This is a genomic window from Sphingomonas sp. 8AM (genome assembly GCF_902506455.1).
Lineage (GTDB): Bacteria > Pseudomonadota > Alphaproteobacteria > Sphingomonadales > Sphingomonadaceae > Sphingomonas.
This window is the reverse complement of sequence record NZ_LR733844.1, coordinates 2984871-3007738: the sequence shown is the minus strand read 5'-3', so window position 1 is coordinate 3007738 and position 22868 is coordinate 2984871. Positions and strand designations below refer to the sequence as shown.

General features: G+C 66.6%; 25 protein-coding genes, 1 tRNA gene, 1 rRNA gene and 1 pseudogene. 13 read left to right on the top strand and 15 right to left on the bottom strand.

The features are described 5' to 3' along the window. Window positions 1-11: 11 nt before the first annotated feature. The 3 genes from BACI71_RS14215 to BACI71_RS14205 all read left to right on the top strand — a co-directional run bounded on the left by BACI71_RS14215 (window position 12) and on the right by BACI71_RS14205 (window position 2780). Window positions 12-1010, top strand: coding sequence for an LLM class flavin-dependent oxidoreductase (locus BACI71_RS14215; protein ID WP_159759676.1), 999 nt, complete (start codon window positions 12-14; stop codon window positions 1008-1010). Between the two features lie 229 nt (window positions 1011-1239). Beyond that, window positions 1240-1716: a 5-(carboxyamino)imidazole ribonucleotide mutase gene (gene purE / locus BACI71_RS14210; protein WP_236552994.1), complete on the top strand. Its 477-nt coding sequence runs from the start codon at window positions 1240-1242 to the stop codon at window positions 1714-1716. Continuing rightward, a complete protein-coding gene (locus BACI71_RS14205) occupies window positions 1713-2780 on the top strand; it encodes a 5-(carboxyamino)imidazole ribonucleotide synthase (protein ID WP_159759672.1) in 1068 nt (355 codons plus the stop codon). The genes purE and BACI71_RS14205 overlap by 4 nt, the downstream gene beginning before the upstream one ends. A 168-nt stretch (window positions 2781-2948) precedes the next feature. Here the strand turns inward: BACI71_RS14205 and BACI71_RS14200 are convergent, their stop codons facing one another. The 3 genes from BACI71_RS14200 to nhaA are packed head-to-tail and all read right to left on the bottom strand — an operon-like array spanning window position 2949 to window position 4884. Further along, on the bottom strand, window positions 2949-3170 hold the full coding sequence (locus BACI71_RS14200) for a hypothetical protein (RefSeq protein WP_159759670.1): 222 nt from the start codon (window positions 3168-3170) through the stop codon (window positions 2949-2951). Between the two features lie 55 nt (window positions 3171-3225). Next, the gene (locus BACI71_RS14195; protein WP_159759668.1) at window positions 3226-3681 is read right to left on the bottom strand and encodes a DUF3833 family protein; all 456 of its coding nucleotides are present in this window, start codon (window positions 3679-3681) and stop codon (window positions 3226-3228) included. 6 nt (window positions 3682-3687) lie between these two features. Further along, window positions 3688-4884, bottom strand: coding sequence for a Na+/H+ antiporter NhaA (gene nhaA, locus BACI71_RS14190; protein ID WP_159759666.1), 1197 nt, complete (start codon window positions 4882-4884; stop codon window positions 3688-3690). A gap of 209 nt (window positions 4885-5093) precedes the next feature. On the opposite strand from nhaA, the gene BACI71_RS14185 reads away from it, so the two are divergent. Next, window positions 5094-7358 carry a TonB-dependent siderophore receptor gene (locus BACI71_RS14185; RefSeq protein ID WP_159759664.1) on the top strand — a complete coding sequence of 755 codons (2265 nt, stop codon included), beginning with the start codon at window positions 5094-5096 and terminating at the stop codon, window positions 7356-7358. 217 nt (window positions 7359-7575) lie between these two features. Beyond that, window positions 7576-7724, top strand: a pseudogene (locus BACI71_RS14180) (DUF5597 domain-containing protein); the annotation flags it as partial. 76 nt (window positions 7725-7800) lie between these two features. Here BACI71_RS14180 and BACI71_RS14175 read toward each other — a convergent pair. Further along, window positions 7801-7877 (bottom strand) — tRNA-Met (locus BACI71_RS14175). Between the two features lie 53 nt (window positions 7878-7930). Continuing rightward, window positions 7931-8029, bottom strand: a 5S ribosomal RNA gene (gene rrf, locus BACI71_RS14170). Window positions 8030-8280: 251 nt separating this feature from the next. Here rrf and groES point away from each other — a divergent pair. The 4 genes from groES (at window position 8281) to BACI71_RS14150 (ending at window position 11495) form a co-directional block, all read left to right on the top strand. Then, window positions 8281-8568, top strand: a complete 288-nt coding sequence (groES, locus tag BACI71_RS14165; protein ID WP_028966046.1) for a co-chaperone GroES — start codon at window positions 8281-8283, stop codon at window positions 8566-8568. A 52-nt stretch (window positions 8569-8620) separates the two neighbouring features. Beyond that, complete coding sequence (groL, locus tag BACI71_RS14160) at window positions 8621-10264, top strand: chaperonin GroEL (RefSeq protein ID WP_159759662.1); 1644 nt, start codon at window positions 8621-8623, stop codon at window positions 10262-10264. A gap of 222 nt (window positions 10265-10486) precedes the next feature. Then, on the top strand, window positions 10487-11017 hold the full coding sequence (locus BACI71_RS14155) for a Uma2 family endonuclease (protein ID WP_236552993.1): 531 nt from the start codon (window positions 10487-10489) through the stop codon (window positions 11015-11017). Window positions 11018-11027: 10 nt separating this feature from the next. After that, the gene (locus BACI71_RS14150; protein ID WP_236552992.1) at window positions 11028-11495 is read left to right on the top strand and encodes a DUF3429 domain-containing protein; all 468 of its coding nucleotides are present in this window, start codon (window positions 11028-11030) and stop codon (window positions 11493-11495) included. A 44-nt stretch (window positions 11496-11539) separates the two neighbouring features. Here BACI71_RS14150 and BACI71_RS14145 read toward each other — a convergent pair whose 3' ends face one another. Beyond that, window positions 11540-12568: a mannose-1-phosphate guanylyltransferase/mannose-6-phosphate isomerase gene (locus BACI71_RS14145; protein WP_159761224.1), complete on the bottom strand. Its 1029-nt coding sequence runs from the start codon at window positions 12566-12568 to the stop codon at window positions 11540-11542. Between the two features lie 139 nt (window positions 12569-12707). Here BACI71_RS14145 and BACI71_RS14140 point away from each other — a divergent pair, with 139 nt between their 5' ends. Continuing rightward, a complete protein-coding gene (locus BACI71_RS14140; protein ID WP_159759658.1) occupies window positions 12708-13520 on the top strand; it encodes an ATP-binding protein in 813 nt (270 codons plus the stop codon). Between the two features lie 10 nt (window positions 13521-13530). On the opposite strand, the gene BACI71_RS14135 is transcribed toward BACI71_RS14140, so the two are convergent. The 3 genes from BACI71_RS14135 to BACI71_RS14125 form a co-directional block, all read right to left on the bottom strand. Further along, on the bottom strand, window positions 13531-14454 hold the full coding sequence (locus tag BACI71_RS14135; RefSeq protein WP_159759656.1) for an alpha/beta hydrolase family protein: 924 nt from the start codon (window positions 14452-14454) through the stop codon (window positions 13531-13533). A 341-nt stretch (window positions 14455-14795) separates the two neighbouring features. Then, entirely contained in the window at window positions 14796-16247 is a 1452-nt protein-coding gene (locus BACI71_RS14130; protein ID WP_159759654.1) for a globin-coupled sensor protein, read from the bottom strand. Window positions 16248-16313: 66 nt separating this feature from the next. After that, the gene (locus BACI71_RS14125) at window positions 16314-18095 is read right to left on the bottom strand and encodes an ABC-F family ATP-binding cassette domain-containing protein (RefSeq protein ID WP_159759652.1); all 1782 of its coding nucleotides are present in this window, start codon (window positions 18093-18095) and stop codon (window positions 16314-16316) included. Between the two features lie 115 nt (window positions 18096-18210). On the opposite strand from BACI71_RS14125, the gene BACI71_RS14120 reads away from it, so the two are divergent. The 3 genes from BACI71_RS14120 (at window position 18211) to BACI71_RS14110 (ending at window position 20643) form a co-directional block, all read left to right on the top strand. Continuing rightward, window positions 18211-18513: a hypothetical protein gene (locus BACI71_RS14120; RefSeq protein ID WP_236552990.1), complete on the top strand. Its 303-nt coding sequence runs from the start codon at window positions 18211-18213 to the stop codon at window positions 18511-18513. Between the two features lie 98 nt (window positions 18514-18611). Next, window positions 18612-19277 carry a response regulator transcription factor gene (locus BACI71_RS14115; protein WP_022686661.1) on the top strand — a complete coding sequence of 222 codons (666 nt, stop codon included), beginning with the start codon at window positions 18612-18614 and terminating at the stop codon, window positions 19275-19277. Window positions 19278-19335: 58 nt separating this feature from the next. Continuing rightward, window positions 19336-20643, top strand: coding sequence for a sensor histidine kinase (locus BACI71_RS14110; protein WP_159761223.1), 1308 nt, complete (start codon window positions 19336-19338; stop codon window positions 20641-20643). Window positions 20644-20895: 252 nt separating this feature from the next. Here the strand turns inward: BACI71_RS14110 and BACI71_RS14105 are convergent, their stop codons facing one another. From BACI71_RS14105 to pspB, 6 genes are read right to left on the bottom strand one after another with little or no spacing between them, the layout of a single operon-like run. Continuing rightward, on the bottom strand, window positions 20896-21315 hold the full coding sequence (locus BACI71_RS14105; RefSeq protein WP_159759648.1) for a SufE family protein: 420 nt from the start codon (window positions 21313-21315) through the stop codon (window positions 20896-20898). A gap of 40 nt (window positions 21316-21355) precedes the next feature. After that, window positions 21356-21595 (bottom strand): hypothetical protein, encoded by a 240-nt coding sequence (locus BACI71_RS14100; protein WP_159759646.1) that lies wholly within the window; start codon window positions 21593-21595, stop codon window positions 21356-21358. Between the two features lie 29 nt (window positions 21596-21624). Next, a complete protein-coding gene (locus BACI71_RS14095; RefSeq protein WP_159759644.1) occupies window positions 21625-21849 on the bottom strand; it encodes a hypothetical protein in 225 nt (74 codons plus the stop codon). Window positions 21850-21897: 48 nt separating this feature from the next. Then, window positions 21898-22179, bottom strand: a complete 282-nt coding sequence (locus tag BACI71_RS14090) for a hypothetical protein (RefSeq protein WP_159759642.1) — start codon at window positions 22177-22179, stop codon at window positions 21898-21900. 27 nt (window positions 22180-22206) lie between these two features. Next, entirely contained in the window at window positions 22207-22587 is a 381-nt protein-coding gene (pspC, locus tag BACI71_RS14085; RefSeq protein WP_159759640.1) for an envelope stress response membrane protein PspC, read from the bottom strand. Further along, window positions 22587-22868 (bottom strand): envelope stress response membrane protein PspB, encoded by a 282-nt coding sequence (gene pspB, locus BACI71_RS14080; RefSeq protein ID WP_159759638.1) that lies wholly within the window; start codon window positions 22866-22868, stop codon window positions 22587-22589. Before pspB ends, pspC begins: the two co-directional genes overlap by 1 nt.

Sequence of the window (22868 nt, the reverse complement as noted above, 5' to 3'; positions counted from 1 at the left end):
ACCTTATTGCCATGACCCGTTATTCCCTTCTCGATCTCGTCCCCGTAACCGAGGGCGGCTCGGTCGCGCAATCGCTCGCCAACGCAGCCGACCTGGCGGCGCATGCCGAACAGCTCGGCTTCAACCGCTATTGGGTGGCCGAGCATCATGGCATGACCGGGATCGCCTCGGCGGCGACCGCCGTAGTAATCGCGCATGTCGGGCAGGCGACCAGCCGCATCCGCATCGGCTCCGGCGGAATCATGCTGCCCAACTCCGCGCCGCTGCAGATCGCCGAGCAGTTCGGTACGCTCGACGCTTTGTTCCCCGGCCGCATCGACCTCGGGCTCGGGCGGGCACCCGGCTCCGACCAGCGGGTCGCGCACGCGCTGCGTCGCAATCTTTCCAGCGACGCCAATGAATTTCCGCGCGATGTCGTCGAGCTGCAGAGCTATTTCGCCGACGACGGGCGCACCGGTATCACCGCGACGCCGGGGGCGGGCGCGAAGCCGGAGATGTGGATCCTCGGCTCCAGCCTGTTCGGCGCGCAGCTCGCCGCGATGCTCGGGCTGCCCTATGCGTTTGCGTCGCACTTCGCCCCCGATGCGCTGGATCAGGCGCTCGACATCTACCGGCGCGATTTCCGCCCGTCGGCGACGCTCGCCAAACCCTATGCAATGGCCGGCTTCAACGTCTTCGCCGCTGACACGCATGAGGAAGCCGAGCTTCTCGCCAGTTCGCAGCAGCAGCAGTTCGTCGCGCTGCGCACCGGCAATCCGGGGCGGATGAAGCCGCCAGTGCCGGGCTATCGCGCGTCGCTGCCGGCGCAGCATGCCGCCATCCTCGACCATGCGCTGTCGGCGAGCGCGATCGGCACGCGCGACGAGGTGGCCCGCGGGATCGCGGCGTTCGTCGCGCGGACCGGCGTCGACGAGCTGATGCTGACCAGCGCGATCTACGACCATCAGGCGCGCCGCCACTCGATCGCGCTGGCGGCGGAGGCGATGCAGGAACTGCCGCTGGCGGCGTAGCGCACCCGTCGCTCCGCGCAGGCAGGGGCCCAAGACTGTGAAGTCGGTCGCGCCGGTCTGACACGGGGATGACGTTCCTGTGTCAGCCACTCGCCCGGACGACACAGACATGGGCCCCTGCCTGCGCAGGGGCGACGGCATATGAACGTTGCCGGATGCTCCAATGGCGCAGGGTGACGGCGGCGGAAAGGCGGTTGCCCTCCCCGCCCGACGCCGCTAACCGCACGCGATGGCGCACGTTGGCATCATCATGGGCTCCACCTCGGATTGGGAAACGATGCGTCATGCGAGCGAGACGCTCGATGCGCTCGGCGTCGCGCACGAGACGAAGGTCGTTTCCGCGCATCGCACCCCGCAACGACTGTACGAGTACGCGACCGGTGCCGCCGATCGCGGGCTGAAGGTCATCATCGCCGGTGCTGGCGGCGCGGCGCATCTGCCCGGCATGGCGGCGTCGATGACGCATTTGCCGGTGCTGGGCGTGCCGGTCGAGTCCAAGGCGTTGAAGGGCATGGATAGCCTGCTGTCGATCGTGCAGATGCCGGGTGGCATCCCCGTCGGCACGCTGGCGATCGGCAAGGCCGGCGCGATCAACGCCGCCTTGCTCGCCGCCTCAATCCTTGCCTTGTCGGACGAGGCGCTGTCGCAGCGGTTGCAGGCGTGGCGCGCGAAGCAGACCGACGGCGTCGCGGTCGATCCGGCATGACGGTGATCGCCCCCGGCAGCACGATCGGCATCCTTGGCGGCGGGCAGCTTGGCCGCATGATCGCCAGCGCAGCGGCCGATCTCGGTTATCGCACCCACGTCCTCGCCCCCGATCGCGAGAGCGTCGCGGCGCAGACCGCCTCGTCGCTGACGCGCGCCGATTACCACAACAAGGTCGTGCTCGCCGACTTCGCCGCACAATGCGACGTGGTTACCTACGAGTTCGAGAATGTCGCGGTCGGGCCGGTCGAGTGGCTTGCCGAGCGCGTCCCGGTCTATCCCGGCCCGCGCAGCCTCGCCGTCGCACAGGACCGCGTGCGCGAGAAGCAGTTCGTCGAACAGGTCGGTGGGCGCCCCGCCCGCTGGCAGGCGGTCGCATCGCGTGAAGAGCTGGATGCAGCGATCGCGACGATCGGCTGCCCGGCGGTGCTCAAGACGACGCGCTTCGGGTATGACGGCAAAGGGCAGACCCGCCTCCACTCGCCCGCCGACGCCGACGCGGCGTGGGAAGCGATCGGCGGGCCGGCGATCCTTGAGGCGTTCGTCGAGTTCACGCATGAATTCTCGATCGTCCTGGTGCGCGGGCGCGATGGCACGATCACCAGCTACCCGCCGCCGTGGAACGAGCATCGCGACGGCATCCTGCACCGCTCGACCTTGCCCGCTCCCGCCGAGATCGCCGCGCAATGGACCGAGGCGGCGGCGCTTACCGGGCGGATCGCCGATGCGCTCGATCATGTCGGCGTGCTGACCTGCGAATATTTCGCCAGCGCCGAGGGCCCGGTGTTCAACGAGATGGCGCCGCGCGTCCACAATTCGGGCCATTGGACGATCGAGGGCGCGGCGACCTCGCAATTCGCCAACCACGTCCGCGCGATCTGTGGCCTGCCGCTGGGCGACACGGCGCTGGTCGCCAAGGGCGCGGAAATGGAGAATCTGATCGGCGCAGACTGGGAGCGCTGGCCGGACTTCGTGGCCGCGCGCGATACCTATCTGCACCTCTACGGCAAGCGCGAGACGCGCGAAGGGCGCAAGATGGGGCATGTCACGCGGTTGACGCGGTAGGTTCGTCGTTGCGAGCGTAGCAAGGCAGGCCAAGGCGTCCTGATCCGGTTCTGGATTCGCTCGCAATGACAGGACGTTCTGGCGACGCCTTCCCTCCACCGTCATCCCGGAGTTGATCCGGGCTCCCGCCTTTCGTTGAGCGCAGTCTAGGAGGTGGGGCGGCGGAGACTAACTGTCCCGCCGTGCGCCCGTAATCATCCGCCGCGCGATCTTGCGCACGCCGTCGTCATCCTTGGTCGCGTCATTGGCCGGATCGCCGAGGTGGTCGAGGCTGTCTTCCAGATGATCGAGCAGCCCTGGATGCTTGGCCTCGACATATTCGATCAGCTTGAACAGCAGATGCTCGGTCGCGATCTCGCGTTGACGGGTCTGCACCACGGTATCGGTCATCGCTCGCTCCGGATTGTTCGCCCTCGCCAACCGCCGGCACCGCGACCGCGTTCCCTTACGACAGCTTGACGATCCGTTCGGTCAGCACCGCCACCCTGATCCCGAACCGCCGCGCCTCCAGCCGGTTGGCGAGCGTGCGCCCGTCGGGTTGCAGCGTCAGCGTCTGGCGCACCCGGAAGCCGCCGGTGCTGGTAAACGCCAGCCGCAGCGTCGCGCCGTCGACCACGCCGGTTACCGGCCCGCGCGCATCGGTGAGCGTGCCCGTATAGCGCCCCGGCGCGATCTGGCGCAGCCGCCAGTGGCGCGGGCGTGGCGGCTTGTCGCCCTCGCTCACGATCTGGTCGAGCGTCAGAATGCCGTCGCGGTCGATCCGCCCGGTGCCGCGTACGCTTACCGGTCGGGCCTTACGCAGGATGACCTTCAGCGCAGCCGTACCGCGCGTCTCCCCGGCGAAGAAGCGCAGCGGATCGAAGGTGGCGACACTGGCGGCGAGCGCGAGGGACAGAAGCATCCCGGCTCAACGCGGCACACGCCGAAAGGACGCGAGGCGCAGCACGGCGAAGCCCGCCGCTGCCGACAGCAGCGATCCCGCCAGCACGCCGATCTTTACCGCATCGACGTGCGCCGCGTCGGCGAAGGCCAGCCCGCCGATGAACAGGCTCATCGTGAAGCCGATCCCGCACAACAGCGCCGCGCCGTAGATCTGCACCCATGAGGCGTCGCGCGGCCGCTGCGCCCAGCCGAACCGCACCGCCGCGGCAACCGCGCCGAACACCCCCAGTTGCTTGCCGATCGCCAGCCCTGCCGCGACCCCCAACGGCAGCGGCTGGAGCAGCGTCGCCACCCCGACGCCCGCCAGCGAAACGCCGGCGTTGGCGAAGCCGAACACCGGGACCACCAGAAACGCGACCCACGGCTGCAATCCATGTTCCAGCCGGTGAAGCGGCGAGCGCGCATCATCGGGCGCGCCCGGTGAGCAACGGATCGGAATCATGAGCGCCGCCAGCACGCCAGCGATCGTCGCATGCACTCCCGACATCCACACCGCGCCCCACAGCGCCACCGACAGTAGCAGATACGGCCACAGCCGCGTCACGCCCCTGCGCCCGAGCACCGCCATCACCCCCATGATCGCCGCCGCGGCCAGCAGCGCCACCCCCCCGATCGATGCGGTATAGGCCAGGGCGATCACCACGACCGCGCCCATGTCGTCGACGATCGCGACGGTGGTCAGGAACAGCTTGAGCGACGCGGGCACCCGCGGCCCGAGCAGCGCCATGACCCCGATTGCAAAGGCGATGTCGGTGGCTGAGGGGATCGCCCAGCCGCGCGCCAGCCCCGGCGAGCCCGCCACGACGAACAGGTAGATCAGCGCCGGCACCGCCATCCCGCTGGCCGCCGCGATCGTCGGCAGCGCACGATCGGACCAGCTTGACAGATGCCCGTCGACCAGCTCGCACTTGATCTCCAGCCCGACCAGCAGGAAAAACAGCGCCATCAACGCATCGTCGATCCAGTGCAGCACCGACAGCGGTCCGACATGCCACTGAAGCAGTGCGAAATAATCGTTTGCCAGCGGACTGTTCGCGACGATCATCGCCGCTGCCGCCGCCAGCATCAGCACGATCCCGCTCACTGCCTCCCCGTTCAGGAAAGCGCGGAGCGCCGACCGTGCTCGCAGGGGTCGAGTAAGTGCATGGGAAACTCGGGTCATCGGGGCGTCTCGCAGTACGGCTGCCAGCGGCCCGACCGGCATCATCACCTGCCCGCCACCAACGGCGGACACCCACGATCTGTATCGCACCGGATCAGGCGCGCCGCAACCTGTCATCCCTACGTCGGCAATTGTAACGTTTTATGCAATTGCTAGTGACTATCATCAGCGATCCCTCTAGGTCGTTCATGAAATCGGGGACTTTTTGTATGAGATCGTGGCTTCTCCTGCTGTCGGGCAGTGTGCTTGGACTTCTTCCTACCGGTGCTCAGGCTGCATCCCCCGACATCACGGTTGCCGACGCACCCGGGGAACAGCGCGAAGGCGACGTCGTGGTGATCGGCAAGAGCTATGGCCGGGCCGTCGGCAAGACTGTCACGCCGCTGAAAGACACGCCGAACACGATTAGCGTGATCGAGCGCGACCAGATCGAGGCGCAGAACCTCTTCACGCTTGAGGATGCGCTCACCGCCACCAACGGCATCACCGTCACCGGCATCGGCAGCGAGGACCCGTCGTTCAACGCCCGCGGTTTCGCGATCAACAACTATCTGGTCGATGGCGTGCCGACGCAGTCGTTCGGCTTCCCGGGTGTGGTCCCCGATCTGTTCTTCTACGACCGGCTTGAAGTCTTGCGCGGTCCCGCAGGACTGTTCAGCGGCGCAGGCAATCCGGCCGGCAGCATCAACCTGATCCGCAAACGTCCGCTGGAGGCGACGCGGGTTCAGGCATCGGCGGGCTATGGCAGCTACGACAATGTCCGGCTGGAGCTGGATGGCTCGACCCGGCTGACCGACGCGATCGGGGTACGCGCCGGAGCGATGGCACAGGATCAGGACCAGTTTTTCGACACTGCGCACCGCCGCCGCTGGGGCGCCTTTGCGGTCGGCGACGTCGCCATCGGCTCGCGGACCACGTTGACCGGGGGCGTCTACTACGACCGTTTCCAGCCGGCGGTGCAGACCGGGCTTCCCGGCCACGTCGGCGGCGCCGATGGCAGCGACGGGCGGTTGCTCGACGTACGCCGCTCCACCTATCTCGGCGCCGATTGGAACCGCTTCAATTCGGAGAGCTGGACCGGGTTCGTCGAACTGGCGCACCGGATCAGCGATCGCTGGACACTGCGCGCGACCGGAATGATCGCCAATGTCGATCGCGTCGACAAATACAGCTATATCGGCAACGCCGCGATCACCGCAGAGAATGGCGGCGTCACCAACCACATTGCCTTCCTTGGTGATAATCGCCAGCGCACCCGCTCGTTCGACATTAATGGCACTGGCAGCTTCCGGGCGTTCGGTCGCGAGCAAACGCTGATCCTCGGGATGGATTATCAGGCGCTCGATTATACGTCCTATTATTCGCGCCTGAGCAATTATGCGCGGATCAACGTGTTCGATCCGGTCTATCCGACGGAACCGCTCCTCGACCCGCGCGCCGAGCTGCCGCTCTATCCGGTACAGGGCACGACCGTCGCCTCATGTACCGCCGTCTCGGCCCGATGCGTCGAACACGCCTCGGGAGCGACGCGTACCTATGTCGAACAATATGGCCTGTATGGGCAAATGCGGCTGTCGCCCGTCGAGCATCTGACCATGGTCGGTGGCGGCCGCGCCACCTGGTGGTCGAACGATCTCGACACGCTCAACCGCTTGTCCGGTGCGGTCACCGGGCGCGCGCATTACGGCTATGACGGCCGCTTCACGCCTTATGGCGCAATGCTCTACGATGTGACGCCAAACCTCAATCTCTACATCAGCTACGCTGACAGCTTTACCCCGCAGGCGGCGCCCGCCGGTCGCGCCCGCCCTGATGGACGAGCGCTCGATCCATTGATCGGCAATCAATTTGAGGCGGGCACCAAGCTGTCACTGCTCGACAAGCGGCTGCTGCTATCGCTCGCCGGCTATCAGATCACGCAGGACAACCGGCTGGTCAGCCCCGCCGAGCTGCCGACCGTCGTTCTGCAGGCCGGACGCGTCCGCGCGCGTGGCATTGAGGCCGAGGCAACCGGGCAGATCGCGCCGGGTTGGCGGATCAACGGCGGCTATACCTACACGCACAGCGAATATCTGGAGGACACCGAGCCGCAGTTCGAGGGCATCACGCTGATGCCGATCATTCCCGACCATATGGTCAAGCTCTTCACCAACTATGCTCCGGTCGGCGATCGGCTGGCGGGTGCGAGCATCGGCGGCGGGCTGACGTGGTTCTCCTCGACTTACGGGGGCAATCCGGCGCTGTTCAATCCGAATGGTACGTTGCGCACGCGCTCGACCATCGTGCGGCAGGATGCCTATGCACTCGTCGACCTGCGCGCCGGCTATCAGCTGAGCGAACAGCTGGCGCTGTCGGTCAACGTCAACAATCTACTCGACAAGAATTATTATGCGCGGATTTCGAGCACCGGGCGCGGTAATTTTTACGGCACCCCGCGCACGGTGTTCGCGACGGTCCGCTATGCCTTCCGGTAACGCCAACTCTGGCGCGGATGCGGGCTCCGGCGGTCTGACTGGCAGGCACGCGGCGCTGGAGACGGACTGGTGTTGGTCGCATAAACGCCGCGGACGAATGGCTGCACGACGCGTGCGGCCGAGAACGTCGGCAGGCTAACCAAGCCTCGAACCGCGGGATCTAAAATTCCGTCGCAAAACCGTCTCGGCGCCGGGGGCGATAGAGTTGGGTGCCGCGCTGGTGTTGCGCGTGGAGGAGGGTGGTTTTGCCGGGGGTCGTTAGGTGACGGCGCGTGTGTGGAACGGAGACCAGACGACTATGGGATCAATCTGCTCGACCGTCCGCAGGTGCTGAAGGTGACGATGGGGCGTTATCGTCAGGACTAGGCGGAGCGTTGCCAGCGGAACGCACGACGGCCCCGGTCTTTGTGAAAGACCGGGGCCGTCGTGTGGATGTCTGTGTTGGTTGCGGGGACAGGATTTGAACCTGTGACCTTCAGGTTATGAGCCTGACGAGCTACCGGGCTGCTCCACCCCGCGCCGAGGTGTTGGGGTTGTGAATGGGTTCTGATGTGCGGGCTGCAATGCCTGGCGGCGACCTACTCTTCCATCGCTTGAGCGATAGTACCATTGGCGCAGAGGGGTTTCACGTCCGAGTTCGGGATGGGATCGGGTGGTTCACCGACGCTNGCGGGAATCTGGTGGGGGCTGGCGGTGGGGCTCGGCGTCGTCTCCGCGCTGCTGATCTGGCGGTGGAGCGCGCGCGAGCGGCTGCACCTGTCGCCGCACGTCGCCTGATCGCACGCACGTCCCGCCGGACGGTTCCCAAAAATTTGCGGCGGGGCGTTGACCCCGGCCGGGGGCACCCACATATGCGAACCGCTGGCACTCGACCCGATTGAGTGCCAAATAAGTGTCACATACCTTAGAAGGGTAAAGAGCAATGAACTTTCGTCCGTTGCACGACCGTGTTCTCGTCCGCCGCGTCGAGGCGGAAGAGAAGACGGCCGGCGGGATCATCATCCCCGACACCGCCAAGGAAAAGCCGCAGGAAGGCGAAGTCGTCGCCGCCGGGGCCGGCGCCAAGAACGACAAGGGCGAGGTCGCCCCGCTCGACGTCAAGGCCGGTGATCGCATCCTGTTCGGCAAGTGGTCGGGCACCGAGGTCAAGGTCGACGGTGAAGACCTGCTCATCATGAAGGAATCGGACATCCTCGGCATCATCGCCTGAGCGTTCGACCGCCTCAACTTTCTCAACATTCGTCATCTGAAAGGGTAGCCACATGGCAGCCAAGGACGTGAAATTCGGCCGCGACGCGCGCGAGCGCATCCTGCGCGGCGTCGACATCCTCGCCGACGCGGTGAAGGTCACTTTGGGGCCGAAGGGCCGCAACGTCGTGATCGACAAGAGCTTCGGCGCGCCCCGCATCACCAAGGACGGTGTGTCGGTCGCCAAGGAAATCGAGCTCAAGGACAAGTTCGAGAATATGGGTGCGCAGATGGTGCGCGAAGTGGCCTCGAAGACCAACGATATCGCGGGTGACGGCACCACCACCGCCACCGTGCTGGCGCAGGCGATCGTCCGCGAAGGCATGAAGTCGGTCGCGGCCGGCATGAACCCGATGGACCTGAAGCGCGGCATCGACCTCGCGGTGATCAAGGTCGTCGCCGACATCCAGGCGCGCTCCAAGCCCGTCTCGGGCTCGCAGGAAGTCGCACAGGTCGGCATCATCTCGGCCAACGGCGACCGTGAAGTCGGCGAGAAGATCGCGGAAGCGATGGAGAAGGTCGGCAAGGAAGGCGTCATCACCGTCGAGGAGGCCAAGGGTCTCGAGTTCGAGCTGGACGTCGTCGAGGGTATGCAGTTCGATCGCGGCTATCTGTCGCCGTACTTCATCACCAACCCCGAGAAGATGCAGGTCGAGCTCAACGACCCCTACATCCTGATCCACGAGAAGAAGCTGTCGTCGCTGCAGGCGATGCTGCCGATCCTCGAGGCCGTGGTGCAGTCGGGTCGTCCGCTGCTGATCATCGCCGAGGACATCGAGGGCGAGGCGCTCGCCACTTTGGTGGTCAACAAGCTGCGCGGTGGCCTGAAGGTCGCAGCGGTCAAGGCGCCGGGCTTCGGCGATCGTCGCAAGGCGATGCTGGAAGACATCGCGATCCTCACCAAGGGCGAAGTCGTCAGCGAGGATCTCGGCATCAAGCTCGAGAGCGTCACGCTCGGCATGCTCGGCACCGCCAAGCGCGTGACGATCGACAAGGACAACACCATCATCGTCGATGGTGCCGGTGACGCTGACTCGATCAAGGGCCGCACCGAGGCGATCCGCCAGCAGATCGAGGTGACCACCTCCGACTACGACCGCGAGAAGCTCCAGGAGCGTCTGGCGAAGCTTGCGGGCGGCGTTGCGGTCATCAAGGTCGGCGGCTCGACCGAGGTCGAGGTGAAGGAGCGCAAGGATCGCGTCGATGACGCGCTGCATGCGACCCGCGCCGCCGTCGAAGAGGGTATCGTCCCGGGCGGCGGCACGGCGCTGCTGTACGCGTCGAAGGCGCTCGACGGCCTGACCGGCGAGAACGACGACCAGACGCGCGGCGTCGACATCGTCCGCAAGTCGCTGACCTCGCTGGTCCGCCAGATCGCGCAGAACGCCGGTCACGACGGTGCGGTGGTCTCGGGCAAGCTGCTCGACGGCAACGACACCTCGCTCGGCTTCAACGCCGCGACCGACACCTACGAGAACCTGGTGGCGGCCGGCGTGATCGACCCGACCAAGGTCGTGCGCACCGCGCTTCAGAACGCGGCCTCGGTGGCGGGTCTGCTGATCACCACGGAAGCGACCGTGTCCGAGCTGCCCGACGACAAGGGCCCGGCGATGCCGGCCGGCGGCGGCATGGGCGGCATGGGCGGCATGGACTTCTAAGCCGAAGGCGGCCTGCGCCAGCGTGGCTGGCGCAGGACTCGCCACGGCGCGGACAGCCGGTCGGCAGCGCCGATCCGGTCTGACGTCCAGGCAGCGGCTTTGCCGCTGTCCTCCTAGCGTACGGCGAAGGGCCGGCGGAGCGATCCGCCGGCCCTTTGTTTGCCTCGGGCAAAACGCTATATTGCTGGCATGCGGCACGACCCCTTCTATGAGCCGATCACGGTGGAGCAGTTCCTCGCCATCGATTTCGGGAGCGACCGCAAGTTCGAATTGGTCGATGGGGTCATCCACATGATGACCGGCGGCACCCCTGCGCATTCGCGTGTGGCGACGAACATCCTGAGCTATCTTGGACCGCGGCTGCGCGGCACCGGATGCCGGGCGTATAATTCCGACATGGGCATTCGGTTGGCTGACGATATGGTCAGATACCCGGATGTGAGCGTCTTCTGCGGCAATCCGGCGACGCGCGAGCGTGAGGAGCAGCGTGTCTACAGCGATCCCGTCGTGATCTTCGAGGTGCTGTCGGCATCGACCGCCAAGATCGACGCAGGCAGCAAGCTGGCGGCCTATCGCAACCTGCCATCCGTCAGTACGATCGTGCTCGTCGACCCCGACAACGAGCTGACCCGGGTCGTGCAGCGGCTTGGTCCGGAGTCGTGGCGCGACGACCTGTTCGCGCAACCGCACGACGTTGTCCTCCCCACGCTGAATCTCACCATCCCGCACGAAGAAGTCTTTGCACGCGACTGATGCGCCGGCCGTGCGTTCGGCGCTCATGAACCAGCGTGGCCGCATTCCTAATGACAGCATCGTGTTTGGCTATGGCCCGATGCTCCCGCTCGTCGCCGCCGCGGTCGGCGCATGGGTGCTCGCCCCCGGATGGGGATCGATCGCGGTGCGGCTGGCGATCGTCTGGGGCGCGCTGATCCTGTCGTTCATCGGGGGCGTGCGGCGCGGGTTCGGGTTCGCGACGCCGACCGCCTCGACACCGGTCGAGATCGTTGCGGCGGTCGGGTATGTCACCATCGCGGGGCTGGCGTTGGTGGTGCCGTTCGTCAGCACCTCGCTGGCGTTGCTGGCGGCGGGCTATGCGCTGGCGGCGCTGCTCGACCGGCGCGCGGCGCTCGCCGGGAATGCGCCGGCGCACTTCGCCCGGCTCCGCCCGCCGCAGCTGTTACTGGGGTGCGCGGGGCTGGCGGCATGCTGGGCGTGGGTGATGTTAGGGTAGGGCAATCCTGTCACCCCGGATCACGTCCGGGGTGACGCACCTATTCAGCCCTTCATCGCCTCGAGCAACAGCTTGACGTCCTGACTGCGCCCGCGCGGCAGGATCAGCACGTCGTTGCCGCTGGCGACGACGATCAGGTCCTCGATCCCGACCATCGCGACGCGCACGCCGTCACTGCGCGCCAGGCAGTTGCTGCTGTCGAGCATGATGACCGCGCCGGTGACGACGTTGCCGCGAGCGTCGCCTTCGCTGATCGCGTGCAGCGCGTCCCAGCTGCCAACGTCGCTCCACCCCATCGCCACGGGCACCACGGCGACACGATCGGCTTTCTCCATCACCGCATAATCGATCGAGTCCGATGGCGAGGCGGCAAAGGCGTCGGCATCGGGATAGACGCGCACGCCCTCCCGCCGTGCGCCGACGCAGGCCTTACGCACCGAGCCGACGATCTCGGGTGCGAATTGCTCCAGCGCGGCCAGATAGGCGTCGGCGCGGAACAGGAAAATTCCGCCGTTCCACGCATGGTCGCCGGAGGCGATCATCGCTTCGGCCACGTCGCGCTTCGGCTTTTCCACGAAGCGCGCCACGCGGTGGACCCCCGCGGCGATCTCCTCACCGACCTTGATATAGCCGTAGCCGGTCTCGGGCGCGTCGGGCGTGATCCCGAAGGTGACGAGCCAGCCCTGCTCGACCAGCGGCAGCGCGGCGTGGATCGCGGCGTGAAACGCCTCGCGGTCGGCGATGACGTGATCGGACGGCATCACCAGCAGCGCCTGGTCGGCCGCGGCGCTCAGCGCAGCGAGCGCGATCGCGGGCGCGGTGTTGCGCCCTGCCGGTTCGAGGATCAGCGCGCTCGGCGCGGTGCCGATCGCGCCGAGCTGCTCCTCGACCGCATCGGCGTGTGCGGCGTTGGCGACCACGATCGGCGCCGCGAAGGCATCGCCGTGCGCGCGCGCCGCCGTGAGCTGCAACATCGTCTCGCTTGCCGTCAACGCAAGCATCTGTTTGGGCTTTTCCGGCCGCGACATCGGCCACAAGCGAGTACCTGATCCGCCTGAAAGGATCACCGGCACGATTTCGGTCAATTGCTGCTCCTGTTCCCCCGTAGAGCGCAACTACGCCCCGGACGCTTCAACACGCTTGATCGTGCAAGGTTTCCTTATGCACGATCTTCCGTTGCGGCAACGTGACGACCGGATTAGCGCAACGCGCATGACCGACGCTCTCGAACGGATCGCCGCCGCGCTGGAGCGGCTTGCGCCTTCGCCGCCCGCCAGCGCCGATCCGCTGGCCCATCCTGCCTATGTCTGGCGCGACGGTGCGCTGGTGGCGGCACGTGCCTTCGCACCGTTGCCGCTGACATTGCTGCAGGGTGCTGAGACGCAGAAAGCGGCGTTGTTAGCCAATTTTACGCGACTGGCCGACGGGCTGCCGGCGCAGGACGCGCTGCTGTGGGGCGCGCGCGGCACCGGCAAGTCGGCGCTGGTCAAGGCGACGGCCGGCGCGGTGCAAGCGGCCGGGGGCGCGCTCGCGCTGGTCGAGGTCGCGGCGGACCGGCTGGAGACGCTGCCGCGGCTGTTCGACGTGGTCGCGGGGCAACAGCGCGCGTTCGCGATCTTTCTCGACGATCTCGGTTTCGATGTCGCGGCGGAGGCGCGGGTGCTGCGCTCGCTGCTCGAAGGCGGGGCGGAGGCGCGACCGGCGAACGCGCGGCTGATCGTCACCTCCAACCGCCGCCATATCGTGACGCGCGACATCAAGGAACAGGAAAGCGCGATCAACCCGCGCGATTCGGTCGACGATCAGATGGCGCTGGCGGACCGCTTCGGGCTGAGCCTCGGCTTCCATGTCGTCGATCAGGACGGTTACTTGGCGATCGTGCGCGGCTATGCCGAGCGATACGCGCTGCCGTTCGATGCGGCGGACGCGGTGCAATGGGCGACGCGGCGCGGGAGCCGCTCGGGACGCGTGGCGTGGCAATATGTGGTCGAGCTTGCCGGGCGTGCGGGGAAGCGGCTGGAGTGACCGCTGACGCTCAGCGCTTCATTGCCGCGGCCGTGCGGACGATCAATGCGACCGTCCCCGCGCCTTCCGCCTCGGTCGGGTTGATGATGCGGAAGTGCGAAGGACGCTTTGTCCGGTAGACGTGAAGCGGATCGCCGGCACCGCGGACGCGGGCGATATAGGGCGTCATCAGGTCGCCGAATGCGCCGACGGCAATCGCCTGCGGCACGCCGAGCGGGAGGTGGTCCTGCGCCGAGGCGTCACGATAGCGCTGCGGCACCTGCGCCGGCGTTCCGCCCATCAGCGGCACGATGACCGGCTTGTCGCAAATTTCTTTATCCTTGCCGATGAACTCAGCGAGGCTGCTCGGCCCGTCGATCGCTACCACCGCGGCGGGCTTGATCGGCGCGCGTGCGTAGATGTCGCTCGTCGGAGCGAGACGCGGACGCACCGCACTCCATGTCGCCAGCAGCGCGCCCGCCGAGTGGCCGACCACAATTACGCGCGACAGGTCCAGCGGGTAGCGCGTGGCGAGTGGACGAAGCGTATCGATCGCCGCACCCGCGTCGCGGAAGGTGCCGGGCCAGCCGCCGCCGGGCTGACCAAGCTGCCGATATTCGACATTCAGCGACGCGACGCCGTGGTGCGTCAGCGCGTCCGCCAGCGCGGCGATGCCGCGCGCTGTGCCGCCGATCGACGCGTCCCAGCAGCCGCCGTGCACGACGACCGCAACCGGGAAGGGACCGGCACCCGTCGGCAAGCGCAATTCCTCGACTTGTTGCGGGGCGGGTCCGTAATGGAGCGTCGCAACGGGCTTGCTGACCGGCAGCCGTTCAAGTGCCGGTGGGCCGTGCCAATATACCATCCACAACATGTAGGCGATCGGGCCGGCGAACCAGAGCACGGCGCCGGCCACCACTACGCCAGCAACGACCAGCCATCGCCGTCTCTTCATGATCGGTCCCCCGAGACCGGGAGATTACGATCTTTCAGAAGACGAGTCGAGAAAGCATCGAGTCATTGTAAATATATTCGTCAGTTCGGCGATGCTTTCCGACGACAGAACGCCGCGTGCCTTGCCTGTCGCAGAGCAGATCGACCGCCATCGCGCCCCTTTTTCTTTCGTCATCCCGACTTGATCGAGGGTCCCGCTCCTTACTACTGTCGCAAGAAGCGCGATCCCGGATCAGGTCCGGGGCGACGAGCCAGGGAGTGATCCGGATCGAAACGTCAGTAAGCCATGGTGGCGCCCCTGAGGGGCGGCCGGCGAATGTACGTTCACTTCAGGGTGCCGGATCAAGCCGCTGCCAGTCGCTGCTGCATCCGGTGCACCGGGTTGCCATCGGCCTCGCCGAGCCGGAAGCGTGCCACTTCGCGCGACAGGACCTCGGCTTCGGCGGCGAGCGTGCGCGCGGCGGCGGTGGCCTGTTCGACCATCGCGGCGTTGCGCTGCGTGACGTTGTCCATCTCCGACACCGCCGTATTCACCTGCCCGAGGCCGACCGACTGCTGGCTGGCCGAAGTGGCAATCCGCGAAACGAGATCGCTGATCTCGCCGATGCGGCCGATGATGCGCTGCAAGGCCTGACCCGCCTCGTTGACGAGATCGACGCCGACGCCGACCTGCTCGGAAGAGGCCAGAATGCGCGTCTTGACGTCCTTCGCCGCGTCGGCCGAACGCTGCGCCAGCGCGCGGACCTCGGAGGCGACGACCGCGAAGCCCTTGCCCGCTTCGCCGGCGCGCGCCGCCTCGACGCCGGCGTTCAGCGCCAGCAGGTTGGTCTGGAAGGAGATGCCGTCGATGACGGTGATGATCTCGCTGATCTCTGCCGACGAGCGTTCGATGCCGCCCATCGCCTCGACCGCGCGGCGGACGATCTGACCCGATTCCTCCGCCTCGCCGCGCGCCTCGCCGACGATGCGGTTGGCCTGCGTGGCGCCGTCGGCGGTCTGGCGGACCGTCGCGGTGATCTCATCCATCGCCGCGGCGGTTTCCTCGAGCGAGGCCGCCTGCTGCTCGGTGCGCTGCGACAGGTCGTCGGACGCCTGCCGGATGTCGCCCGAGCCGGTGCGGATTTGCTGGCTGGAGCGGGTGACGACGCCGAGTGTGGTCGACATCTGCGTGCGCATCGCCTCGAAACTGTCGGCAAGCGCCTGATATTCGGACGGGAGGCCATCAAGCGTCTCGGTCAGGTCGCCCTGTGCCATCCGCTCGAACACCTGCCCGCAGCGCTCGATCACGGCGCGGCGCCCGGCCTGCTCGGCCTCGAAATAGGCGGCGAGCGCGATGTCCATGTCGATCAGCGACGCCTTGACCAGCGCGGTCGCGGCGCGTGCCCGGCGGCGGGCGCTGAACGGCCAGAGCAGCCGGCCGAGCATGACCTTGGGGAGCACATGCTCCAGCATCCGCGCATAGCCGCTGATGTACCAGGTCGGCGCCAGCCCGATGCGCGCGTGGATCTGGCCGATGTGCGAGGCGGCCGCGGCGTAATTGCGGTCGATCGGCCCCGAGAAGAGCTTGCGCCAATGCTCCAGCTGCTTGTCGCGGGCATGGTCCATTCGCGCCTGCGACGCGAACATCCGGCTGATCGCCGGCGTGCTGGCGATGTGCTTGTACAGCGACACCAGCGCGGTCGGGGCGTGGCGCTCGATCGCGCGGCGCACCATGGGAAACGTCGCGTAGCTGCGTTCGTTATAGCCGAACGCGGCCAGCCGTTGCTCGAAGTCGATAGGTTCCGATCCGCTCACAGCACATCCTCCGTAAAGGCAGCAATAAGCGGAAACGGTTAAGGCCGCGTAAGTTAGCGGGCTGGATCAGGAAGCATTCTCGATGATCTCGGCTAATTCCAGCCAACGCATTTCAGCCGCATCCTTTTCTCCGCGCAAGCCAGCGATGTTGCGGCTCAGCCGGTCGAAGGCAGCGGGATCGCGTGCGTAGAGCCCCTGATCGGCCATCGCCGCCTCGTCGGCCGCGATCCGTGCGTCGAGTTCCTCGATCCGCTTGGGCAGCAGGTCATAGTCGCGCTGGTCCCTGTAGGTCAGCTTGACCCGCGTCGGGGCAGGCGGGGGCGCGACGGCGGGCGTTGTCGCGGCCTTTTTCGTCGGCTCGACGCGCGGGCGTCGTTGCCGCTCCCAGTCCTCATAGCCGCCCGCGACGACATCGACATGGCCGCTTCCGTCGAGCCCGAGCGTGATCGTGACGGTCCGGTCGAGAAAATCACGGTCGTGGCTGACGATCAGCACGGTGCCGCCATAATCGGCGATCACCTCCTGCAACAGATCGAGCGTTTCCAGATCGAGATCGTTGGTCGGCTCGTCAAGGATCAACAGGTTCGACTCGCGCGCAAATTCGCGCGCGAGCAGCAGGCGCGAGCGCTCGCCGCCCGACAGCGTGCCGACCTTCGCCTCGGTCAGCGAGGGATCGAACAGGAATTCCTTGAGATAGCCGTGGATGTGCTTGCGTGATCCCAGCACGTCGATCCACTCGCCGCCATCGGCCAACACCTCGCGCACCGTCTTCTGCGGCGCCATCAGGCTGCGCTGCTGGTCGATGAAGATGCCGTCGAGCGTCTTGGCGCGCTTGACGGTGCCGGTGTCGGGTTCCAGTTCGCCGGTCAGCAGCTTGAGCAGGGTCGTCTTGCCCGCGCCATTGCGCCCGACAACGCCGATCCGGTCGCCGCGCGCGATGCGCAGGTTGAGGTCGCGAATGATCGGGCGGTCTCCGAAGCTCTTCGAGGCATGATCGACGTCGATCACGACCTTGGTCTTGTTGTCGTCGCTCGCCATCTGAAGCGCCGCGGCGCCCTGCGGCCCCATCATCGCGGCGCGCTCGGCACGCATCTCCTTGAGCTTCGACAGCCGCCCCTGGTTGCGGCGGCGGCGACCGGTGACGCCGCGTTGCAGCCAATGCTCCTCGATCTTCAGCTTGGCGTCGAGGCGCTGCGCGTTGCGCTCTTCCTCGGCATAGACCTGTTCGGTCCAGGCGTCGAAGCCGCCGAACCCGACCTCCGCGCGGCGCAGCTCGCCGCGGTCCAGCCACAAGGTCTGCCGGGTCAGCCGCGTCAGGAAGGTCCGGTCATGGCTGATAACGACGAACGCGCCGGTAAAGCGCTTGAGCCAGTCCTCGAGCCATTCGATCGCGGCAATGTCGAGATGGTTGGTGGGCTCGTCGAGCAGCAGCACGTCGGGCTCCATCGCGAGCGCGCGGACGATCGCGGCGCGGCGGCGCTCACCACCCGAGGCGGACGAGGCTTCGCGCGACAGGTCGATGCCGAGCTGGTCGGCGATCGCATCGGCCTGATAATGTTCGGGCGCGTCGTTGCCGGCCAGCGCATAATCGCGCAGGGTCGCGAAGCCGCTGACGTCCGGATCCTGCTCCAGCATCACCACCCTGGTGCCCGGCACGATCGTCCGACGGCCCTCGTCGGCGTCGATGACGCCCGCGATCAGCCTGAGCAGCGTCGACTTGCCTGCGCCGTTGCGCCCGATCAGCGCCAGCCGGTCGCGTTCGCCGACGTAGAGGTTCAGATGACGGAACAGCCATCCCGCCCCCTGAACGAGCCCGAGGTCTTCGTACGACAATATTGGTGCGGCCATGTGCAGCGACCTAGGGAACCCCAGGCCAAGGAGCAAGTTGCGCGGAGGACACATGCGCCGCTTTCCTCATTCACAGGCTGTTCAAGCCGCTTTGCCTATGCCAGCACCGGTGAGAATGCTTCCTTCGCTCTTTCTGTGCGGGCTGGCCGCCCCGGCGATCGCCCAGCCACCGCCAGCGCCGCCGGATCAGGTGCGCGACGGGTCGGTGGCGTTGCAGGCCCGCCGGCAGGGGCGGCTGCTGCCGTTGCCGGAGATCGAGCGGCGCGTGGTGCCGACGATGCGCGACGCGCAATATATCGGCTTCGATCTCGAGATGCCGAGCGGCATCTACACGCTCAAGTTCCTGAAGAAGGGCGCGGTGATCTGGGTCGATGTCGACGGGCGCACCGGGCAAATTTTGGGACGCACCGGCCGCTGAGCGTGTTCAGCGCGCGGAAAGCCGCAATTCCATAGCGCGCGGCTTTCGTGCTAGCGCCACCGCTAGATACTTCGTTTTCCAAGGGAGCCCCACCAAAGATGCGCGTGCTGATCGTCGAGGATGAGCCCAATCTGGGGCAGCAGCTGAAATCAACGCTCGAAGGCGCGGGTTACGCCATCGATCTGGCAACCGATGGCGAGGAAGGGCATTTCCTTGGCTCGACTGAAAACTACGATGCGATCGTGCTCGACCTCGGGCTGCCGGAGATCGACGGGCTGACCGTGCTCGATCGCTGGCGCAAGGAAGGCAAGGTCACGCCGGTGCTGGTGTTAACCGCGCGCGACAGCTGGTCCGACAAGGTCGCCGGGCTCGACGCGGGCGCGGACGATTATGTCGCCAAGCCGTTCCAGACCGAGGAGCTGATTGCCCGGCTGCGCGCGCTGATCCGGCGCGCCTCGGGCAATGCCTCGTCGGAGCTGATCGCGGGCGACGTGCGGCTGGATACGCGCTCGGGCAAGGTCACGCGGGCCGGCGAGCCGGTGAAGCTGACCGCGCAGGAATACAAGCTGCTCAGCTATCTGCTCCACCACAAGGGCAAGGTGGTCAGCCGCACCGAGTTGATCGAACATATCTACGATCAGGATTTCGACCGCGATTCGAATACGATCGAGGTGTTCGTGACGCGGATCCGCAAGAAGCTGGGCCAGGACGTGATCACGACGATCCGCGGGCTCGGCTACAGTCTGGAAGACCCGGACGCCTGACGCCGTGACCGAGGGCGAACCCGGCAAGCCGCGGGCGAGCGGGTCGCTCTCGCGGCGGATGATCCTGATCGCGTTTGCGTGGATTTCGGCGCTGCTGGTCGGCGGCGGGTTTGCGCTCGACCGCGTGCTGGTCGGCGCGGTGACCGCCAACGCTGACGATCAGCTGCAATATGTGCTGCGCTCGTTGCTGGCGTCGGCCGAGATCGACCCGATCGGCGAGGTGCGCTTCAACCGCCAGCCCGCCGATCAGAGTTTCCTCGAACCCTATTCGGGGCAATATTGGCAGGTGTCGGCGCCGGGCCACGAGACCTTTCCGTCGCGGTCGCTGTGGGATCGCGAGCTGGCGTACGGGAAGCCGCACAGCGGTTCGGAGGTGCGCAAATACGACAGCAACCAGTTCCCCGACGAGAAATTGCGCGTGATCGAGCGCGACGTGACGCTGCCCGGATCGAACGTCCGCTGGCGGTTCCAGGTCGCGAGCCGCGGCGACGCGCTGGAAGCGCAGATCGCGGTGTTGCGCCGGACTTTGGTGCGCAGCTTCGTGCTGCTCGGGGTCGGGCTGGCGGTGCTGGCGACGCTGCAGACCTTCTACGGGTTGCTGCCGCTGCGCCGGCTGCGGCTGGAGATCGCAAAGATGCGCGCGGGACGCTCGAACCGGATTGACGGGGCGATGCCGCTCGAACTGCTGCCGATGGTTGAGGAGCTGAACGCGCTGGTCGCGCACAACGAGACGCAGGCCGAGGAAGCGCGTCGCCACGCAGGCAATCTCGCGCACGCGCTCAAGACGCCGCTGACCGTCATCATGAACGCCGCGACCGCGCAGTCCGACGATCTGGCCGATACGGTGATCCGCGAGGCACGGACGATGCGGCGGCAGGTCGACCACCATCTGGCGCGCGCGCGCGCGGTCGGGCGGCGCGGTTCGGCGCATAGCCGCGCGCAGGTATGGCCGAGCGTCGAGTCGGTCGAGCGCGCGGTGCAGCGGCTCTACCCGCATGTGCGGATCGACATGAGCGGGCCGAAGGATCTGGTCGCGCATATCGAGCGGCAGGACCTGGACGAGATTATGGGCAATCTGGTCGAGAATGCCGCCAAATACGGCGGCGGCAGCGTGTTCGTGACCGTCGGCGCGCAAGCGGGGTTCGTGGAGATACTGGTCGAGGACGACGGGATGGGGATCCCGGAGGCGGACCGCGTCCGTATTTTCGATCGCGGGGTGCGGCTGGATACCGGCAAGCCCGGCACCGGGCTGGGGCTGGCTATCGTGCGCGATGTCGCGGAAATCTACGACGGGACGGTGGCGCTGGAGGAGAGCGAGGACCTCGGCGGGTTGCTGGTGCGGTTAAGGCTGCCGATGGCTGCGTGAGGGGGCGTCCGCTTCGTCATTCCCGTCAGCCCGGAGGAGGCGGCGGTTCAGCTACGCAGCGATCGTGACGGCGGGAAGCGTTCTTTTCACGAGCGCCTTCCCAACTGGGTCCCGGCCTTCGCCGGGACTACGGTCTTTGGAAGGCGCATGCACCAACGTCATCCAGCGAAGGGGGAGTCCGAAACCTCTGGCCTTACGCTTCTATCGACGGACCTGCGCCTCTGGATTCCCGCAGTCGCGGGAATGACGAGATCAGCCGGCGTAGCGCGCCGCAGTTTCGCGGATCAGGGCGATCATGTTCGGGATGCCCTGCGTGCGGTTCGAGCTGAGTTGCGCCTTGAGGTCGAACGAGGCCAGCTCACCCTCGATGTCGGCCGAGAGGATTTCCGCAGGGGTGCGGTCCTGCACCGTCAGCAGGACCAGTGCGATGATGCCCTTGGTAATGTGCGCGTTGCTGTCGGCGAGGAAGTGAAGCCGGCCATCGTCGCGGACCGCGGGATAGACCCAGACCGAGGCGGAGCAGCCGCGCACCAATGTCGCATCGGTCTTTAGCGCCTCCGGCATCGGCTCCAGCGCGCGGCCGAGATCGACGAGGAGGCGGTAGCGGTCGTCGCCTTCGAGAAAGGCATATTCGTCGCGGACGTCGTCGAGCGTGGCAGCGGCTTCGGTCATGCCGGGCGCGCTACCGCCCCGGCGCGCTGCCCGCAACCGTTCAGAGGTCGACACCCGCCGCGATCGCCTCCAGCTTGCGGATGCGTTCCTTCAGGTCGGCAATCTCGATCCGCGCGCCGGTATTGGGCGTGGCAACCGGCGCGCTGGCGAGTCGCATCTGCTGGCTCTTGAGCTGGAGCCAGCCGCGCCAGCCGTTCAGCGCAGCGAGGATCAGCATCGCCAGCCCGGCGAGCGATGCGACGGCAAGCGTGAGGGTGAGGGTGATCTGGGGATCGGACATGGCTGCCTTCTCCTGTGCTGGTGTTGCGGTCAGCGGTCGCGCAGCTCTTCGATCTGGCGTTCCAGATCGCTGCGGCCGTGTTGATCGGTGATGACGCGCTCCAGAACCGCGATGCGTTCCTTGAGCTGGCGGATTTCATCATAGGCGCGCGGGTCGGCACCCGTTTCGGGCAGCCGCGACTGCACACGCTCGGTGCGATACTTTTCCCGGCTGATGCGCCCGATGGTGACGATCATCACGATCAGGACCACCATTATCGCTACGGACCACGGCACTATATTTTCTCCGTCTCTCTAGGATGTTCAGTTCAGCGGGCGCTGATCGGGGATGGTGCGGAGCGCGTCTATTTCGTCGGCCAGCGCGACGCCCTTGTCGGTGGCGATCCGTTCGAGGACGCGGACGCGGGCTTCGAGCCGCTCGGTCTGCGCGGCATATTGCGCGGCCTTTTCGGCGGTACGCTCGGCATCGATTTCGAGGCGTCGGCGCTGGATTTCCAGCCACGGCCGGACAACCGTCGAGGCGATGATCGCGATGATCGGGATCAGCAGCGCGAAGATCGGGATGAGAAGCGGACTGATGTGCATGACCAAACCCCTTTGCTGACGCCGCGCTCAGCGCAGGCTGTCGATTTCCTTGGCCAGCGACGAATTGCGGCTGGTGTAATGCAGCTCGATATCGGCGAGCCGGCGGTCGATGTCGCGGAACTTGGCGCGGACCTCGGCGGTCGACCGTTTCGGATTGGCGCGGACGCCCTGCCAGAATTTCTGGTCGTCATGGTCCTGATAGAGCCCGGTCGGCTTGGGATCGACGATCCAGGCGACGACCATGTAAGCGAGCAGGATCCACCATTGCTGGGCGACGATCGTCAGCCCGGCGATGCCGAGACGAACCCAGAGGACGTCGATCCCCACGTAATCGGAGATCCCCGAGCAGACGCCCTTCCACTTGCCGTTCTGCGGATCGAGGTAGAATTGGGTGCGGCTGTCGGACATCAGTTCCTCCGCTGCGACGTGGGGTGATCGAGACGATAGTCGGGTGCCGAGCGATAGTCGGCGACGCCGGGGCGGAAATCGGGATTGTCGGCGGCGACGATCCGTTCGACCGTGTTGACGCGGTCCTCGAGCCGGCGGGCGAGATTGTACATCTCGTCGAGCAATTGCTCGTCCTCGCCGGTCATCTTGGGGGCGGTCTTCCATTTGGTCACATAGTGCAGGATCAGCCACGGAAGCCCGATCATGAATGCCAGAATGGCGATGACGCCGGTCAAATCCAT

What these genes read in the sequence shown, in the direction of transcription:
- nhaA (WP_159759666.1), bottom strand. Translation starts at nt 4,884, where the DNA reads ATGACCCGAGTTTCCCATGCACTTACTCGACCCCTGCGAGCACGGTCG.
- pspB (WP_159759638.1), bottom strand. Translation starts at nt 22,868, where the DNA reads ATGGATTTGACCGGCGTCATCGCCATTCTGGCATTCATGATCGGGCTT.
- BACI71_RS14195 (WP_159759668.1), bottom strand. Translation starts at nt 3,681, where the DNA reads ATGCTTCTGTCCCTCGCGCTCGCCGCCAGTGTCGCCACCTTCGATCCG.
- pspC (WP_159759640.1), bottom strand. Translation starts at nt 22,587, where the DNA reads ATGTCCGACAGCCGCACCCAATTCTACCTCGATCCGCAGAACGGCAAG.
- BACI71_RS14140 (WP_159759658.1), top strand. Translation starts at nt 12,708, where the DNA reads ATGACCGACGCTCTCGAACGGATCGCCGCCGCGCTGGAGCGGCTTGCG.
- BACI71_RS14105 (WP_159759648.1), bottom strand. Translation starts at nt 21,315, where the DNA reads ATGACCGAAGCCGCTGCCACGCTCGACGACGTCCGCGACGAATATGCC.
- BACI71_RS14095 (WP_159759644.1), bottom strand. Translation starts at nt 21,849, where the DNA reads ATGGTGGTCCTGATCGTGATGATCGTCACCATCGGGCGCATCAGCCGG.
- BACI71_RS14110 (WP_159761223.1), top strand. Translation starts at nt 19,336, where the DNA reads ATGATCCTGATCGCGTTTGCGTGGATTTCGGCGCTGCTGGTCGGCGGC.
- BACI71_RS14135 (WP_159759656.1), bottom strand. Translation starts at nt 14,454, where the DNA reads ATGAAGAGACGGCGATGGCTGGTCGTTGCTGGCGTAGTGGTGGCCGGC.
- BACI71_RS14120 (WP_236552990.1), top strand. Translation starts at nt 18,211, where the DNA reads ATGCTTCCTTCGCTCTTTCTGTGCGGGCTGGCCGCCCCGGCGATCGCC.
- BACI71_RS14215 (WP_159759676.1), top strand. Translation starts at nt 12, where the DNA reads ATGACCCGTTATTCCCTTCTCGATCTCGTCCCCGTAACCGAGGGCGGC.
- BACI71_RS14090 (WP_159759642.1), bottom strand. Translation starts at nt 22,179, where the DNA reads ATGCACATCAGTCCGCTTCTCATCCCGATCTTCGCGCTGCTGATCCCG.
- BACI71_RS14185 (WP_159759664.1), top strand. Translation starts at nt 5,094, where the DNA reads ATGAGATCGTGGCTTCTCCTGCTGTCGGGCAGTGTGCTTGGACTTCTT.
- groES (WP_028966046.1), top strand. Translation starts at nt 8,281, where the DNA reads ATGAACTTTCGTCCGTTGCACGACCGTGTTCTCGTCCGCCGCGTCGAG.
- BACI71_RS14205 (WP_159759672.1), top strand. Translation starts at nt 1,713, where the DNA reads ATGACGGTGATCGCCCCCGGCAGCACGATCGGCATCCTTGGCGGCGGG.
- groL (WP_159759662.1), top strand. Translation starts at nt 8,621, where the DNA reads ATGGCAGCCAAGGACGTGAAATTCGGCCGCGACGCGCGCGAGCGCATC.
- BACI71_RS14100 (WP_159759646.1), bottom strand. Translation starts at nt 21,595, where the DNA reads ATGTCCGATCCCCAGATCACCCTCACCCTCACGCTTGCCGTCGCATCG.
- BACI71_RS14200 (WP_159759670.1), bottom strand. Translation starts at nt 3,170, where the DNA reads ATGACCGATACCGTGGTGCAGACCCGTCAACGCGAGATCGCGACCGAG.
- BACI71_RS14115 (WP_022686661.1), top strand. Translation starts at nt 18,612, where the DNA reads ATGCGCGTGCTGATCGTCGAGGATGAGCCCAATCTGGGGCAGCAGCTG.
- purE (WP_236552994.1), top strand. Translation starts at nt 1,240, where the DNA reads ATGGCGCACGTTGGCATCATCATGGGCTCCACCTCGGATTGGGAAACG.
- BACI71_RS14125 (WP_159759652.1), bottom strand. Translation starts at nt 18,095, where the DNA reads ATGGCCGCACCAATATTGTCGTACGAAGACCTCGGGCTCGTTCAGGGG.